The organism is Rhodoferax bucti (assembly GCF_005876985.1).
GTDB lineage: Bacteria > Pseudomonadota > Gammaproteobacteria > Burkholderiales > Burkholderiaceae_C > Allorhodoferax > Allorhodoferax bucti.
This window is the reverse complement of sequence record NZ_VAHD01000005.1, coordinates 129,557-144,411: the sequence shown is the minus strand read 5'-3', so window position 1 is coordinate 144,411 and position 14,855 is coordinate 129,557. Positions and strand designations below refer to the sequence as shown.

Annotated in this window: 20 protein-coding genes; 11 read left to right on the top strand and 9 right to left on the bottom strand. The window is 56.9% G+C overall.

Annotated features, from left to right (window positions below; all coding sequences use genetic code 11):
- The first annotated feature begins 46 nt into the window (after positions 1–46).
- The 7 genes from lspA (FDM28_RS16515) to FDM28_RS16485 all read left to right on the top strand — a co-directional run bounded on the left by lspA (FDM28_RS16515) (position 47) and on the right by FDM28_RS16485 (position 4,526).
- On the top strand, positions 47–571 hold the full coding sequence (gene lspA, locus FDM28_RS16515; protein ID WP_138517124.1) for a signal peptidase II: 525 nt from the start codon (positions 47–49) through the stop codon (positions 569–571).
- Positions 568–984, top strand: coding sequence for a disulfide bond formation protein B (locus FDM28_RS16510; protein WP_138517122.1), 417 nt, complete (start codon positions 568–570; stop codon positions 982–984). Before lspA (FDM28_RS16515) ends, FDM28_RS16510 begins: the two co-directional genes overlap by 4 nt.
- Positions 981–1,637 (top strand): DsbA family protein, encoded by a 657-nt coding sequence (locus FDM28_RS16505; protein WP_138517120.1) that lies wholly within the window; start codon positions 981–983, stop codon positions 1,635–1,637. Before FDM28_RS16510 ends, FDM28_RS16505 begins: the two co-directional genes overlap by 4 nt.
- 15 nt (positions 1,638–1,652) lie before the next feature.
- Positions 1,653–2,285, top strand: a complete 633-nt coding sequence (locus FDM28_RS16500; RefSeq protein WP_138517118.1) for an SCO family protein — start codon at positions 1,653–1,655, stop codon at positions 2,283–2,285.
- A gap of 14 nt (positions 2,286–2,299) precedes the next feature.
- Positions 2,300–3,580, top strand: a complete 1,281-nt coding sequence (locus FDM28_RS16495; protein WP_170211826.1) for a L,D-transpeptidase family protein — start codon at positions 2,300–2,302, stop codon at positions 3,578–3,580.
- An 84-nt stretch (positions 3,581–3,664) separates the two neighbouring features.
- Positions 3,665–4,045 (top strand): DUF3703 domain-containing protein, encoded by a 381-nt coding sequence (locus FDM28_RS16490; RefSeq protein WP_138517115.1) that lies wholly within the window; start codon positions 3,665–3,667, stop codon positions 4,043–4,045.
- Between the two features lie 40 nt (positions 4,046–4,085).
- On the top strand, positions 4,086–4,526 hold the full coding sequence (locus tag FDM28_RS16485) for a copper chaperone PCu(A)C (protein WP_170211824.1): 441 nt from the start codon (positions 4,086–4,088) through the stop codon (positions 4,524–4,526).
- Positions 4,527–4,789: 263 nt separating this feature from the next.
- On the opposite strand, the gene motA is transcribed toward FDM28_RS16485, so the two are convergent.
- Positions 4,790–5,647, bottom strand: a complete 858-nt coding sequence (gene motA / locus FDM28_RS16480; RefSeq protein ID WP_138517111.1) for a flagellar motor stator protein MotA — start codon at positions 5,645–5,647, stop codon at positions 4,790–4,792.
- Between the two features lie 277 nt (positions 5,648–5,924).
- On the opposite strand from motA, the gene FDM28_RS16475 reads away from it, so the two are divergent.
- On the top strand, positions 5,925–6,179 hold the full coding sequence (locus FDM28_RS16475; protein ID WP_138517109.1) for a hypothetical protein: 255 nt from the start codon (positions 5,925–5,927) through the stop codon (positions 6,177–6,179).
- Between the two features lie 91 nt (positions 6,180–6,270).
- Here FDM28_RS16475 and FDM28_RS16470 read toward each other — a convergent pair whose 3' ends face one another.
- Both FDM28_RS16470 and FDM28_RS18035 read right to left on the bottom strand, forming a co-directional pair.
- Positions 6,271–7,065, bottom strand: a complete 795-nt coding sequence (locus FDM28_RS16470; RefSeq protein WP_206022000.1) for a tetratricopeptide repeat protein — start codon at positions 7,063–7,065, stop codon at positions 6,271–6,273.
- A 141-nt stretch (positions 7,066–7,206) separates the two neighbouring features.
- Positions 7,207–7,338, bottom strand: coding sequence for a double zinc ribbon domain-containing protein (locus FDM28_RS18035; RefSeq protein WP_240792056.1), 132 nt, complete (start codon positions 7,336–7,338; stop codon positions 7,207–7,209).
- Between FDM28_RS18035 and FDM28_RS18030 the strand changes: the two genes are divergently transcribed.
- Positions 7,279–7,488, top strand: a complete 210-nt coding sequence (locus tag FDM28_RS18030) for a hypothetical protein (protein ID WP_240792060.1) — start codon at positions 7,279–7,281, stop codon at positions 7,486–7,488. The genes FDM28_RS18035 and FDM28_RS18030 overlap by 60 nt on opposite strands.
- Positions 7,489–7,559: 71 nt before the next feature.
- Here FDM28_RS18030 and FDM28_RS16460 read toward each other — a convergent pair whose 3' ends face one another.
- Complete coding sequence (locus FDM28_RS16460; protein WP_138517103.1) at positions 7,560–9,878, bottom strand: heavy metal translocating P-type ATPase; 2,319 nt, start codon at positions 9,876–9,878, stop codon at positions 7,560–7,562.
- Between the two features lie 76 nt (positions 9,879–9,954).
- Between FDM28_RS16460 and cadR the strand changes: the two genes are divergently transcribed.
- Together cadR and FDM28_RS16450 are read left to right on the top strand one after the other, a co-directional pair.
- A complete protein-coding gene (gene cadR / locus FDM28_RS16455; protein WP_138517101.1) occupies positions 9,955–10,386 on the top strand; it encodes a Cd(II)/Pb(II)-responsive transcriptional regulator in 432 nt (143 codons plus the stop codon).
- Between the two features lie 46 nt (positions 10,387–10,432).
- The gene (locus tag FDM28_RS16450; RefSeq protein ID WP_138517099.1) at positions 10,433–11,485 is read left to right on the top strand and encodes an EamA family transporter; all 1,053 of its coding nucleotides are present in this window, start codon (positions 10,433–10,435) and stop codon (positions 11,483–11,485) included.
- A 50-nt stretch (positions 11,486–11,535) separates the two neighbouring features.
- On the opposite strand, the gene FDM28_RS18145 is transcribed toward FDM28_RS16450, so the two are convergent.
- The 5 genes from FDM28_RS18145 to FDM28_RS16425 form a co-directional block, all read right to left on the bottom strand.
- Positions 11,536–11,661 (bottom strand): GDCCVxC domain-containing (seleno)protein, encoded by a 126-nt coding sequence (locus tag FDM28_RS18145; protein ID WP_276612006.1) that lies wholly within the window; start codon positions 11,659–11,661, stop codon positions 11,536–11,538.
- 121 nt (positions 11,662–11,782) lie between these two features.
- On the bottom strand, positions 11,783–12,259 hold the full coding sequence (gene lspA, locus FDM28_RS16440) for a signal peptidase II (RefSeq protein ID WP_138517097.1): 477 nt from the start codon (positions 12,257–12,259) through the stop codon (positions 11,783–11,785).
- Entirely contained in the window at positions 12,256–13,674 is a 1,419-nt protein-coding gene (locus FDM28_RS16435) for a TRAP transporter large permease (RefSeq protein ID WP_138517095.1), read from the bottom strand. The genes lspA (FDM28_RS16440) and FDM28_RS16435 overlap by 4 nt, the downstream gene beginning before the upstream one ends.
- Entirely contained in the window at positions 13,671–14,243 is a 573-nt protein-coding gene (locus FDM28_RS16430) for a TRAP transporter small permease subunit (protein ID WP_206021999.1), read from the bottom strand. Before FDM28_RS16430 ends, FDM28_RS16435 begins: the two co-directional genes overlap by 4 nt.
- On the bottom strand, positions 14,240–14,851 hold the full coding sequence (locus FDM28_RS16425) for a phosphatase PAP2 family protein (protein ID WP_138517090.1): 612 nt from the start codon (positions 14,849–14,851) through the stop codon (positions 14,240–14,242). Before FDM28_RS16425 ends, FDM28_RS16430 begins: the two co-directional genes overlap by 4 nt.
- Positions 14,852–14,855 lie beyond the last annotated feature (4 nt).

Below are 14,855 nucleotides of genomic sequence, written 5' to 3'. Positions count from 1 at the left end.
CCCAGCTCACAAGGCTGGGAATACCAACATTCATGGAATCGTTGCTATGTCTTCAATCGGGCTATTCCGATACCCGCGCCTGGTTTGGCTCTTGTTTGTCGCGTTATTGGTAGCGGCAGATCAATTTGCCAAAACCTACTTTGCCAACACCATTGCCCTCGGATCTGGGATCGAAGTCACCAGCTGGTTCAACCTCGTCCACGTCCTCAACACCGGGGCTGCCTTCTCCATCCTGGCGGATGCCGGTGGCTGGCCGCGGTACGTCTTCATTGCCATTGGGGTCGTCGTAGTCATCGGTGTCACATTTGCCTCGCTGATGCGCAGAACTGATCCCTTTGAACGCAAGGTAGGGGCGCTTGTCGTTGCCGGCGGGGGTGGAAATCTCATCGATCGCATCCAGTCGGGTGCGGTGGTGGACTACCTGGATTTGCATTGGAGGGCGCTGCATTGGCCGGCCTTCAACCTCGCTGACATCTTTGTCGTGGCTGCGGTATTGGCCTGGTTGCTTTTGAGTCTCAAGTTGCAGCTTCAAGCGACATCCAAGAACCAGTTGCCGGAGACTGGGGCATGAAGGCGCCATGGCGTGTACTTGTTCTGGCCTGGATGGTATCTGTCATAGCGACGCTGGGGGCGCTCTTCATTGGAGAGGTCATGTTGATGACGCCATGCACCCTATGTTGGTACCAACGGATTCTGATGTTCCCCATGGCCATCATCCTCGGCATGGGTTGCTTCATTGATGACCGTCGTAGTGCGGTTTATGCGATGCCATTCGCCGCCGCCGGAAGCGTCTTTGCTGCCTACCACTGCCTGCTCGTTGCCGACTTGGTGCCCAGGCATTGGGTTCCTTGCAGTGCTGGCGTCTCGTGTGCCAACCAGGAACTGTCCATCCTCGGGGGACTGCCGATCCCATGGCTTTCCCTCGCAGCCTTTCTGACCATCTTGGTCTTGCTCACTCACTATCTCAAGAAAACATCCAAATGAATTCCAAAAAAATCACTGTCGCCGTCTTGGTGGCCGTCGTACTGAGCTTCTTCGCCTTCGGTATGTACTCCTACCAGCAGCGGGTTAACAACTCACAGCAAGACAAAGTCAACCAGGCGGCGCAGCGTTTGGTCCGCGTGCATTCCCCAGTCACGGGGCCGGTCAATGCGCCAGTCACGATCGTCGAGTTCTTTGACCCGGCCTGCGAAACCTGTCGGGAGTTTTATCCCATCGTCAAAGGGCTGTTAAAAAAGTACCCCAACGACGTGCGTTTGGTGTTGCGCTATGCGCCGTTTCATAGGAATTCAGACCTCGTGGTCAAGATGCTGGAGGCATCCAAGGCCCAAGGTAAGTACTGGGAAGTCCTGGATGCTGTTTTGGCTGACCAACCTCTGTGGGCATCCCATGGGGAACCCAATTTGTACGTTGCATATCAGTCTGCTGTCCGGGTAGGCGTAGACCTCAATAAAGCCCTGTTTGATGCCCAATCCTCTGCGGTGGTCGCAGCGCTCACACAGGATGTTGAAGACTTGACCGCGCTGGAGGTGACTAAGACGCCCACGTTTTTTGTGAATGGCAGGAGCTTGCCCAGTTTTGGTGCTGCTCAGTTGGAGTCTTTGGTGGCAGAAGAAGTCGCCAAAACCAAGAAGTAAGCGGCCCCAGACACCATGAACAAGCAATCGTCAATTCCAGACAGCAGCCCCACGCGCCGGAAGTTCTGCGCTACTGCGGGGCTCGGCCTCGTGGCCGGAGTAACCCTGAACGGCTGCTCCCCCCCTGCACCAAAATTTCAGAGCGCCGACATCACCGGTGCGGACTATGCCAATGACTTTCGCCTGATGGATCACGGCGGGAACGTGAGAAGCCTGGCTGACTTCAGTGGAAAGATCGTCGTGATCTTCTTTGGCTTCACCCAATGCCCGGATGTTTGTCCGACCTCCATGAGCACGATGTCTGGTGTCAAAGAGCTTCTGGGAGATCTGGGCAACAAGTTGCAGGTTCTGTTCATCACCGTAGACCCTGAACGGGATACGCCGCGTCTGCTCAGCGAGTACATGCGCAATTTTGATCCAACCTTCCTGGCACTGCGGCCAGAACCAGCCCAACTTCAGGGGGTGGCTGACTCCTTCAAGGTGTACTACCGCAAGGTTCCTGGCAAAACGCCTACCTCGTACACCATGGACCATTCGGCCGGGAAGTACATATTCGATGCCACGGGCAAGGTTCGCCTCTTTTCCAGCTACGGCACAGAGGCCAAGGTTATCGCCAGTGATATCAAGAAGCTTCTCACGTACCAGTGATGCCAGAGATGAGGATGAATCCGAAAGAACGATCCGTGGCCGGCCTGGACCGGACTCGGCTGCTCCATTGGTTCGCAGCGTTTTGTCTGGCACTGGGCTTCTGCACAGGCGCTGTCGGCGCGACTGACAAGAAGGTGAAACCCAAGACCAAGCCGAGAGCAGCTGCACGGGCTGTACTGCCGCGTGATGGCCTGGCTGAGGCCCGCTTGATTGAGGTATATCGCCAGATCGGGAGTGCCAATACGCAAGAGGCACTGAGATTGGCATCCGCGCTGGTGGCTGACTATCCGCATTTCCAGTTGGCACAGCTGGTGCTGGGTGATTTGCTCTCTGCACGGGCTCGCCCCATTCAGGGCGTAGGCGACGTCCCCCCAGAGCTTGCTCAGGCCGGTGCACAGAATCTGCAGGCACTCCGCGCGGAATCCCAGCTGCGCATCGCGGCCATCAAGGAGCCGCCTCCCGAAGATCGCATTCCAGCGCAGTTCGTCGCACTGGCCAAACGCAACAAGCATGCGATCGCTGTGGACACCGCCAAAGCACGGCTATATCTGTTCGAGAACAATGAGGCCGGACCTCGATTGCTGGCCAATTACTACATATCCGTGGGTAAAGCGGGCGTTGGGAAGAACGTGGAAGGCGATCAGCGCACCCCACTGGGGGCGTACTTCATCACCAGCAATCTGGACCCCACAAGCCTGAAGGATTTGTATGGGTCCGGTGCACTTCCGGTGAACTACCCCAATGTGCTGGATCTGCGCCGTGGGAAGACTGGAGGAGGAATCTGGCTGCATGGAACCCCATCTACCCAGTTCACCCGCGCCCCACAGGCGACGGATGGTTGTGTGGCGGTGGCCAATCCCGATCTGCTGCGGATCATCAACACCGTCGAGATTCGCACCACACCCGTGTTGATCGGCAGCAACTTTCGCTGGGTCCAACCCTCCAATTTGGGCGCAGAGCGAAAGTCATTTACAGACACGCTCCAGTCCTGGGCTCAGGCCAAAAGACCAGGGCGTGAGGCCGATTTGATGCGGTTTTACGCCAATGACTTCAATTCCGAGGGGAAGGACTTGGCTCGCTTCAGTGCCTCACTCCGCTCGGAGATCGTGCAACTGGGAGCCCGCTCCGTAGAGCTCAAAGACGTTTCATTGATCCGCTGGACAGACGATGCGGACACCATGATCGCCACCTTTGATGAACTGCCTGCAGGAGAAAAGACCGGGCGCACGGTTCGCCAGTATTGGCAATGGAGAAGCAACGCCTGGAAGATCATCTACGAGGGGGTGATCGGATAGGGAAATCAGGTGATTGACTCTGTAGTTGCTACAGGCTTAACAATCTGAAAAGTTGACTTCAACACGACACGGAACTCTTCATTTATGCCGATACCAGCCAATAGCAATTTCTACAGTCCAGACATTTACTCGCACTTGGTACAGCGTTATCGTGGGACAGATTCTGCGCAGGATCGCCAACGATGGCTGATCTTGGAGGCTGCACACGTTGTGGGGCAAACACGCTTCTTACCGCATCTGAAAGTCCATACTTTGATGCTCTTACTGGCCTGGGAGAAGCGCATGCCCAAGGAAGTACTGGGACAGCTCTTCAGGCTTGCCTTGGTTCCTTTGGGCTATCTACTGAAACGCCTGCCCATTGGAAACTCTGGTCGCGCAGATATCAGTGCTTTCAAGGCAATGGCCCCTTCTACTGAGATCCTCCAAGTCATTGCGGCGGCTAAATCCGTCAATCTTTCTCGATAACGGGCTTGGTATGTCGTACTTCACAGGCAGGTCCAAATCGATGAAGCTGATTCGCAAAGTTACTTTGCTGGTGTTGGTCGAGGCCTGCTTTGTGACGGCCCGGGCTCAAGTCGTCGCTACCGACGCGTGGGTTCGTCCCGGCATTTCCAATGAAAGTTCGACGCCGGTCTACATGAGCTTGGTGTCCTCCAAAGACACCCGGCTTATCTCTGCGCGTTCAACGGTTGCAGAGGTTGTAGAAGTGCATGGAGTGGCCCAGGACAAGGGAGGCAAGACGATACACCCGGTGGTCGATCTGAAACTGCTTGCCGGCAAACCTCTGGAGTTCAAGCCGGATGGATACCATTTGGCCCTCACGGACATCAAGAAACCGATCCGTGCAGGTTTTGAGGTGCAGATCACTCTTATTTTTCAGAGTGCAGATGGCACGCGCGAGGTCGTGTACGTTCACGCCCCCGTGTCATTGACCAAACCGAAGTAGTGCGCGCTGGGGTGGCAAACGCACGCCGTCTGCTTCAATGTCTTCCAGGCAGATCCTTCTGGCTCTTTGCCTTTCGTGTTCCCACCACGATGAGCACCAGCAGAAAGCCACCGTGAAGCGCAGTGTCTGCGGTGGATTCAGATTGAACGATGGCCACCAATTGCAGAACCCCGATCAGCACCAACAGGAGACGACCACCCATTTGAATGGCTGCCTCCCGAAACGTGGATTTATCCGCTGATGGCACGTGCGCGCCAACCGCCTTACTTCTTCTTGACATGTGCCTCCAGCTCCGAAAATGTGGGACGTTCGGTGGAGAACAAGATTTGGCGACCAAACTCGACTGCGGTCGATGGGTTGTAGCCTTGCATGCTGGCCAGCAGAATGGTCTTGATGCATTGCAGCTCTTTGCCGCCTTCCTCAACCTTCTGCTCCAGCAGGCCTGCCAAGGGCTCAGCGAAGGCATACGCCAGCAAAATCCCGAGGAATGTACCGACCAGGGCAGAACCAATCATGCCTCCCAGCACCGCGGGCGGCTGGCCCACTGAGCCCATGGTGTTCACAACCCCCAACACCGCAGCCACAATCCCGAATGCAGGCAGTCCGCCCGCAATGCGCTGGATGGCAGCGACGGCCGCGTGGGCTTCCACGTGGTGCGCTTCAATGGCGCCATCCATGATGTTTTCGATCTCGTGGGCATTCAGGTTGCCCGACACCATCATGCGCAAGTAGTCGGTAACGAACTCCACGACGTGGTGGTCGGAGCCCACATTGGGATGTTTCTTGAAAATCTCTGACTGCTCGGGTTCTTCAACGTCCTTTTCGATTGCCATCAAGCCTTCCTTTCGGGCCTTCTGGAGAAGGTCAAACAGGAGTGCCATCAGCTCCATGTAGCGGTCCTTGGTGTACTTGCTACCTTTGAAGCAAGAGCCCAAACCTCTGAGCGTGGCTTTGATGACCTTCATCTGGTTGTTGGCCACAAACGCGCCCACCGTGGCCCCGCCAATCGTTATCAGCTCAAACGGCAATGCCTTGAGCACAACGCTGATGTTGCCACCGTGAATAATGAACACGCCAAACACGCAGGCGATGCAGATAAGCCATCCGACGATTACAAACATTTCAAATTCCTAGTCTGGAGCAAGTGGTGGCAGCGGGGCCGGAGTGCGGACTCTGTCCGTGGAGAAAGGCGCGAAACGCGCCGCTTGGGCAATGCAGGAATGCACAGTGACCCTCGTTGCAGGGCAATTCATCTGTGACAATAGGGAGACACGGAAACAGGCGACCTGCGCTGTGTCTAAGGGGATGAATCAAGGTCCAAGGCCACTCAGGTGGCGATGGAGCTTGATGTCAGGAGATGGCTCGTGGAGGTCGGAGAAGCACAGCCAAAACCGGCGTTTGCCTCGCGACCGCAAGCGCACCTACTGCGTGCTGAAGGCGAAACTCGGACAGTTTTACGGGTTCATCGCCGATGACCGCGGCGATATCGGCAACAGCGCCGACATGGGCATGAGAAGGGGTATCCGCCTCACCTGTTTTGTGAGCCGTTTGATCAAGGTGGTGCTGATAAAACGCATGTGGCTCACCTGGTGTCTGATGGGAGTCTTCCCGCGCGTGCTGCACCAAACTCAAGGAGCTAAGGACCGCCAGTGACTGCCAAAAAATGACAGCCAATAGGAAAAGAGCGCGGTATTTCCCAGACATTTAGGGAATTCTAGCTTCAACTCCTCAATCATCGGATCTATCAGTCATCCCAGTCGTTGCCAACTCCGATATCAGGGCCGCCGCCGTCCCACGCGGTTTCATTGATTCCAAAGGTTTGCCCACCCATATCAGTATTGGCTGGAATCTGCTCCTGCTTATTACTGTTGTTGAACATATCTGTTTGGTTTGATGGACGATTTGAAGAACCCATCAGATTGCGCCCGATCGCCTCGGCGGCCATAACGCCAGCGCCGACAGCCAGCCCGGTAGCGACCCCTCCGGCGATACGACTGCCCAACCCAGGCTCTGCATGCGGTTGTTGGTAGCCCGAATTACCCGATTGAGGGTAGCCAGATTGCATCGCTCCTACGTTTGATCCAAACGTTTGGGGGCCACTCAAGCCATTCTGCATTGCATGTGTAGATGGCACTTGGCATGACTCCACCTTTCGCCGTCGGAAAAAGAAATATGCGGCGGCCGTCACACCTCCTGCGAGTAGAAGCGGAAGTATCCACGTGGAGGATGAAGAGCTTGCTGGCTTTGAAACGGCATAACCAACGGGGGCATCTGCAGTCGGTTTCGACGAACCCTTATACGCAAGCTGCGCTCTCAGTGTCTGCACAGCTTCAGGCTTTGCAAAGGGCAATCCGGGAGCATATTTTTCTGCCGTAGAGAGTGATCCACGGGCACGCTCCAAATTACCTTGCTGAGCATGCAACTCCGCTTGCACAAAAAAAGCTTTTGCACTCTTGGGATGAGAGATCAGAACCTGCTGAACCATTACTTGCGCCTCTTCCAGCTTTCCCGCTTGGGCAGTGGAATAAATTTCGCTCATGGTAGGCCCTGACTGGTTCAAAGCAAAACTAGTAGATACGAAGAGCAGCACCATAACAAATGCTGCGAGAGACTTGAAGAGTGAATGCATCGGAATTTTTAGGGAGATGTCTTGTGCGGGGTCGGTATGTCGTGTCTATAACTAAACTGCCTGTTTGCCACACTGGCCGCAGTACCGCGTACCCCCAACGAGCGTGGCAGCACACTGGGTGCAATGCGCTGGCTGCGTAGCCTTCCCGCAGGATTGGCAGAACTTGGCATCTGCTGCATTCAAGGTATTGCAGGCCGTGCAGGCCACTGCACCAAGGCTCGGCGGCCTATTTCCATAGCTGTCACCATGGCCATCGTGACGTGGCGCGTGGTGCTCCTCCCGATGGTGACCGTGGTGGCCACCTCTATGGCCTCCGCCATGACCGCCAAATAGTCTGTCAAAAAAGCTCATCGCACTAGTTCCTGTTATTGCTTAGGTAATCACTGAGTCAGGTTGTTCAAATCTCACTTGCGAAGTAGACGTAGCCCGTTGCCAACCACTAGCAAGCTCGCTCCCACATCCGCAAAAACAGCCATCCACATCGTGCCCGCCCCAGTGAGGGTCAAGACCAGAAACACGGCCTTGATGCCAAGGGCCAGAACAATGTTCTGCACCAGCAGCGCGTGGGTGCTACGGGAGAGGCGAACAAAACGGGGCAGTTTGCGCAGGTCATCGTCCATCAAGGCCACGTCAGCAGTCTCAATCGCGGTGCCCGTACCAGCGGCGCCCATGGCAAACCCGATGTCTGCCCGTGCCAGGGCGGGAGCATCGTTGATGCCATCACCCACCATGCCGACAGCGCCGCCTTCGCCGATCTTGCTTTCGATCACCTTGAGCTTGTCTTCGGGCAACAGATCGCCCCTGGCTTCATCGATACCGACTTGGTCGGCAATGGCTTTGGCGGTATGGGCGTTGTCGCCGGTCAGCATGATCGTCTTGATACCCAATTCATGCAGTTCAGCGATGGCTTGGCGACTGCTGTCCTTGACCGTGTCGGCCACTGCAAACATGCCATGTACTTCCTGTTCGTCGGCCAGCAGAATAACCGTCTTGCCTTGCTTTTCCAACGCAGACAAACGGGCTTCCAGCGCGTCAGAGCAGCGTCCTTGTTCGTGAATGAGGCGGTGATTGCCCAAGTAGAAGAGCTTGCCGTCTATGGAGCCCTTGGTTCCGCGTCCGGGCAAAGCTTCGAACCCGTCCACGTTGCGCAGCACAACGTTGTCACGCTTGGCCGCCTCGGTGATGGCTTTGGATACAGGATGGTCTGAGCGGCCGGCAAGGCTGGCAGCAAGACTGCGCAACTCGGTTTCATTCATTGCGCTGAGCGTCACAAAGTCAGTTTGCGCAGGCTTGCCGTGGGTAATGGTGCCGGTTTTGTCCAAGGCAATGCTTTTGAGCTTGCGGCCATCTTCCAGATAGACGCCACCTTTGACCAGAATGCCCTGCCGAGCTGCGGCGGCCAGGCCGCTGACGATGGTGACTGGTGTAGAAATCACCAAAGCGCAGGGGCAGGCAATCACCAGCAACACCAGTGCCTTGTAAATCCAAGCAAACCAGAGCCCACCCAAAAGAAGCGGCGGCAAGATGGCGACCGCCAGGGCAATGGCGAACACCACGGGGGTATAGACGCGGGCAAATTGGTCCACGAAGCGTTGGGTAGGTGCACGCGCGCCTTGTGCTTCTTCCACTGCGTGGATGATGCGCGCCAGGGTGCTGTCATTGGCGGCAGCGGTCACCACGTACTCAAACGAACCTGACTCGTTGATCGTGCCGGCAAACACCTGGTCGCCTTCGGTTTTTTCCACAGGGAGGCTTTCCCCGGTGATGGGTGCCTGGTTGATGGTCGAACGGCCGCTGACGATTTTTCCGTCCAAGGCGATGCGCTCGCCCGGCTTGATACGGACGTGAGCGTCCACAGCAACCGATTTGGCCGCCATGTCTTTCCAAGAGCCATCGGCTTGCAACACCGTTGCCGTTTCCGGCGTCAGTTGCATCAAGCCGCGGATGGCATTGCGGGCCCGGTCGAGTGACTTGGCTTCTATCAGTTCTGCAATCGTGAACAGCACCATCACCATGGCTGCCTCTGGCCACTGTCCTAGGAAGAGCGCTCCCGTGACCGCAATGCTCATCAGTGCATTGATGTTGAGATTTCCATTGCGGATCGCAATCCAACCTTTTTTATAGGTCGTGATGCCGCATGCGAATACAGCGACCAACGCCAGCACAGCAGCCATCCAGGTGGGCAAACTGGCCCACTCAACCGCTTCCGAGGCGATCGCTGCAACGCCGGCCAACGCCAAGGGCCACCAAGGCTTGGCAGGTTCCGGTGTTGGCTCTTCCAATGCAGCGTTTTCTGTGGCGATTTCTGGGGTAAAGCCCAGGGAGCGCACGGCCGCCAAAATGGGTTCCAGTTCTTTAGGCGCGTGGGTGACCGTCAAGACCCGCTGCATTAGGTTGAACTCCATACCGCTTACGCCGGCCATGCCGCCCAGCTTTTTGCGCAGCAATCCCTCCTCGGTGGGACAGTCCATCTGCATGATGCGAATCGGCGTCTGAATGCCCCCATCACTGCGGACAGGCTTTGCCAGTGGCACTAATGGTTGAGTAGCCGACGCCTCACTGCTGCAGCAATCAGTCGCGCAAGAACTGGCCTTGCTCGGTTGTTCCGGCTTGGCGGATGGGGCGGCGCAGCAAGCGTCACCGTCATGGGAATGGGCATGCCCGTGGCCATGATCGTCTTTGTGATCGTTACCGTGTGAATCGTGATTGGGGGAGGTGGACATAGGGGCTTTTCATTGAATATGTCCAAATTACACAACCTGTAGTTACTATAGAGTCAAGACATTTATGGAGACCTTCATGAAAATCGGCGAATTGGCCCAAGTGGCGCAGTGCACCGTGGAGACGGTTCGGTACTACGAAAAGGCGGGCCTGCTTCCTGAGCCGGCGCGTACACAGGGAAATTTCCGGATTTACGGTCCTGAACACCTTGAGCGCCTGCGGTTTATCCGCAATTGCCGGGCACTGGATATGAGCCAAGAGGAAATCCACACTTTGTTGGATCTGGCGGATCAGCCTGCAGACGGTTGCGGCGCCATCAACGATGTCTTTGACCAGCACATCTCCCATGTGAATGAGCGAATTCAGGAGCTCACACATCTCAAAAAGCAGCTTCGGGAGCTACGCGAACGCTGCGCGTCAGAACAGGCCGTCGATTCCTGTGGAATTTTGCAAGGTGTTGCGTCCATGGAGATAGAGGCCAAGATCGAACGTCACACCCATCTGGGCTGAACTCTCAGTTCCAGCTGCCCCGATCACATCCATAGAGCATCTTCAAATGATCTTTTCAAACCGAGCTGCGCTTTTTGCTTTGGGCGCCGCCATATTGTTTGGCGCCAGTACCCCGTTTGCCAAATTACTGGTTGGCGACATGTCGCCCCTCTTGCTTGCGGGATTGCTGTACTTGGGCAGTGGTGTCGGTTTGGGCCTGGTCCGCTTGATTCGGGATCGTGGGTGGCGAGCATCTCAGTTGCCGCCTGGGGAATGGCCTTGGCTGCTCGGAGCCATTCTGTTTGGTGGGGTACTGGGGCCCTTGGCCTTGATGTTTGGTCTCACCAGCACCAGTGGATCAAGCGCCTCTCTCTTGCTGAATCTCGAAGCTGTTTTGACTGCCACCATTGCCTGGCTGGTTTTCAAGGAAAGCGCTGATAAGCGTTTGGTATGGGGCATGGTGGCCATCGTGGCGGGCGGTGTCGTGCTGTCGTGGCCCAGTCAGAGCTCCAACTTCTCAGACTGGGCCGGGCCGGTGTTGGTCGGGATCGCCTGCCTGTGTTGGGCTATCGACAACAACCTGACCCGTAAGGTCTCCGCGTCGGACGCGCTATTCATTGCCTGCAGCAAAGGAGTGGTGGCAGGCTTGGTGAACACTTCGATGGCTGTGGTTTTGGATGTTCCGCTGCCTGGCTTCGCAACCATTGCCGGGACGATGACCGTGGGCCTACTAGGCTACGGTTTCAGTTTGGTCATGTTTGTCCTAGCCCTGCGTGGGCTGGGGACTGCGCGCACAGGCGCCTATTTCTCGACCGCTCCATTCATTGGAGCCGCCGTGGCACTGCTAATGTTGGGAGAACCCACGGGGCTTGCATTCTGGGTGGCAGCTGCACTTATGGGCGTAGGTGTATGGCTGCATTTGACGGAAGTCCATGACCATATGCATGACCATGAGCCCATGGCGCATACGCACTCGCATTCACACGATGCCCACCACCAGCACACACATGACTTTGAGTGGACGGGTGATAAGGCCCATGTGCACCTCCACACGCATGGCTTCCTGCACCATCATCACAGGCATTTTCCTGATATCCACCATCGTCACGGGCATTCCTGAGCATGGAACTCAAAGCAGATATTGATGAGGTTACGCAGCATTGGGATCGGTCACCATGGAGCGTGAGCGTTATTCCTCAGTGTTGCCCAGTACACGCAGCAACATCCTGGTTTCGGGTGTAGCGTTGATTTGCGCTTTGAACATTCGTAAAAAAACTGGCACGCATCGGTGGGTATGACTGTCGCTCACAAGCGGCAGTGCGGGCAAGCGAGTACGGATTTGAGGATGGTAGCGTCCATTTTGATAGGGAATCCAAGTGGATACGTTGGTGTAATTTTGGCCGTTTTCATCCGGTGTTTATGACTTCTTCTCACCCATCAGCAACCGAACGACCATCACCATTACACCTCCGACAATGGCTGTGTCAGCCAAATTGAATGCGGGCCAGTGCATGCCGCGCACGTGGAAATCGAGGTAGTCGACGACTTGCCCGCGGACGGCACGGTCCAATCCGTTACCAAGGGCACCACCCAAGATAAGGCTGTATGAGATACCCTCCAGCCCGCGTAGTGGGCGCCACAAAGTCCAAACAAGCCATGTCGCCGCGGCAAGTGCGAGCGCAAGGAAAAACCAACGCTGCCATCCACCAGCGCTGGCAAGGAAGCTGAATGCCGCACCTGGATTAAGAACATGGACTAGATTGAAAAAAGACGTCACATAATGCGACCATCCCAAAGGGGTTGTCATATCGACATAGGTCTTGGTGGCTTGGTCGGCGGCGAATATACCCACGGCAAGTGAATACCACTGCATTCTGCTTGGGGGATGGTTCATCTACTTTTTTCCAATTCAAGAGTATCCGGCTCGGCCACTGTATCGGTGGAAGCAGGGTGTAAGGCGTCTTCAATTTCCTGCTCAGTTGCCTGAACCTGCACTTGCTCGATGGTCGCTAGACCGGGAAAGGCCACCAGGATTCCCACCATCAACAGCTGTATTGCCAAGAATGGGATTGCACCCATGTAGATCTGGGCTGTACGGACAGTGGCAGGGGCAATGCTGCGCAGGTTGTACAGCGCAATGCCGAACGGCGGATGCATGAAGGAAGTCTGCAGGACGACCGCGATCATCACGGTCAGCCACACCATATCGACCCCGAGTTTGCGTGCTACTGGCGTGATAAGCGGGATAGCAATAAATGCGATCTCGAAGAAGTCAAGGAAGAAGCCGAGCAGGAAAATTCCCAGGATGACTGCGAGAAGAAATGGCGTTTGCCCCTCCGGCAGGTGTTGGAAGAGGCCCTCGATCCACACCTGGCCGTCAAATCCCCGGAAGACGAGTGTGAAAAACGAGGCCCCGAGCAGCAAAAAAATCACGCTGGAGCATAGGACACCCGTATTTGTCAGGGCCTGGCTGAGTCGCCCACCCGCAAGTCGCCTACGCGCGGCGCCTATCAAAAGCGCTCCACAGACGCCGATCGCTCCGCCCTCGGTTGGCGTGGCTATCCCAAAGTAGACCGAAACGAGGATGGTGCAAATCAGGCCAAGCGGCACGCCGGCGGCAACTCCCGCATCGAGCCACATCCGCTTGCGAGAGGTGACCTCCAAAGTGGCGATCGGTGGTGCCAGTGACGGTCGCAGTTTTGTCGCGATCAGTACGAAAAGAAGGTACAGCCCAACCAGGATCGCGCTGGGCAGCAGCGTGGCGTGAAAGATGTCGATCAGCGGCACTTCCACCTGCTCGGCCAACACGATCAGCACCAGACTGGGGGGGAGCATCTGGGCCAGAGTGCCTGCGGCGGCGATCGCACCGGTTGCCATGCGCGCGTCGTAGCCTGCCTTGAGCATTGCCGGCAGTGCGATCAAACCCATGGCGATTACCGACGCCGATACGAAGCCCGTGATTGCGGATAGCGCTGCACCAACGATGATGGTGGCGTAGAGCAGTCCGCCCGGGGTACTCCCGAACAACCGGCCGAGTGCTACCAGAGTGTTTTCGGCAACGCCCGTTCGCTCCAAGATCAGCCCCATGAGTACGAATAGAGGCACCGCCAAGAAGTTGTCGCTGTTGAAGACGCCCTGTACACGTAGTGGCATGACAAGCAGGAAGGACGCGTGGAAGTGCCCAAGCGCCACGCCAAGCGCGCCAAAAGTCATCGCCACGGCGGCCAGTGAGAAGGCCACCGGGAATCCGGCCAGCAGCACGATGACCAACGTAGCGAACATCAACGGAGCGAGAAGGTCCGGGCTCATGTCAATCCTTGCCGGTCCAGATGTTCGGCTGGGCGCGGACGCGGCGCGGCGCCGGTCAAGAAACTGAGGCAGCGCACCGCCTCGGCTGCGCCCTGGGCAGCCAGACTCAGGAAACCGAGCGGGATCATGCCTTTCATGATCCAGGCCGGAAAATTACTCAGGCTTTCGCGGCTAGCGCGGCTCTCGCCGGTAATGAACGAGGTGACGAAGTCCGGCCAAGTCACCCACACAGCAACCAAGCACAGCGGCACCACCACCACCAAGATCCCGACCAGATCGAGCCATGCCATGCCGCGCGGCCCGAGGAAGCCCGAAAAGATGTCGATACGTACATGCTCATCGCGCTTGAAGGTGTAGGCGGCCATCAGTAGCACCGCCGCAGCGAACAGGTGCGGTTGCACGTCGTACATGGTGGAAGACGCGACACCAAGGAATTTGCGGCTGATCGCATTACCGGCGATCAGAACGGCGTTGGCCAGCAAGCCCCAACGAACGATGAAGGCCATCCGCCGGTTAGCCCAATCGATAGCGTCGGCTGCGCACAGCGCAGCTTGGAAGGCTCCCTTCACCGGTTAGCTCCCGTGAATAACTGACCCCGCACGAAGCGCTGGGCCCATGGACCCACCGCAGCGACACACGACCAACCCAGCGCAAAGCCGGCGATAACGTCCGCCGGATAATGTGCACCCAGCACGATGCGCGACCAGCCCACCGCTGCTGCAAAAAGCAACAGGCTTGTCCTGCCGGTCCGGCCCAATTCTGGCCACAGGGCCGCCACCAGGACGCCGACGTAGACTGAATGGCCACTGGGCAAGGTGTAGCGACTGTCGGGAGCAGATGCGGCGCGGTAGACCGAGTCGCCAAGCAGGACAAACGGGCGCGGCAGGGCGAAAAATGCTTTGGCGAGAGCGCCAGTGGCCATCGCAAGCGGGAACGCCAGTACAAACCTCCACATGGGCACACTCAGCGGAGTTGCTTTCTGTCGAATTTTCAGCCGTTGCCAAACCAGTAACAGCACCACGACTGCCGGTGCGCCCCAGTAGCTACCGATCGCGCTTAGGAGCTCGGGCAGCCAATTCCAGCCCTCCGGCAAGCTGCGCTGGATGGCCAGAAAGATTTCTACATTGGCGCCGCCCCAGTCATACAACCAGCGTCTTGCGGTCTCGGATGTCAGCATGCTT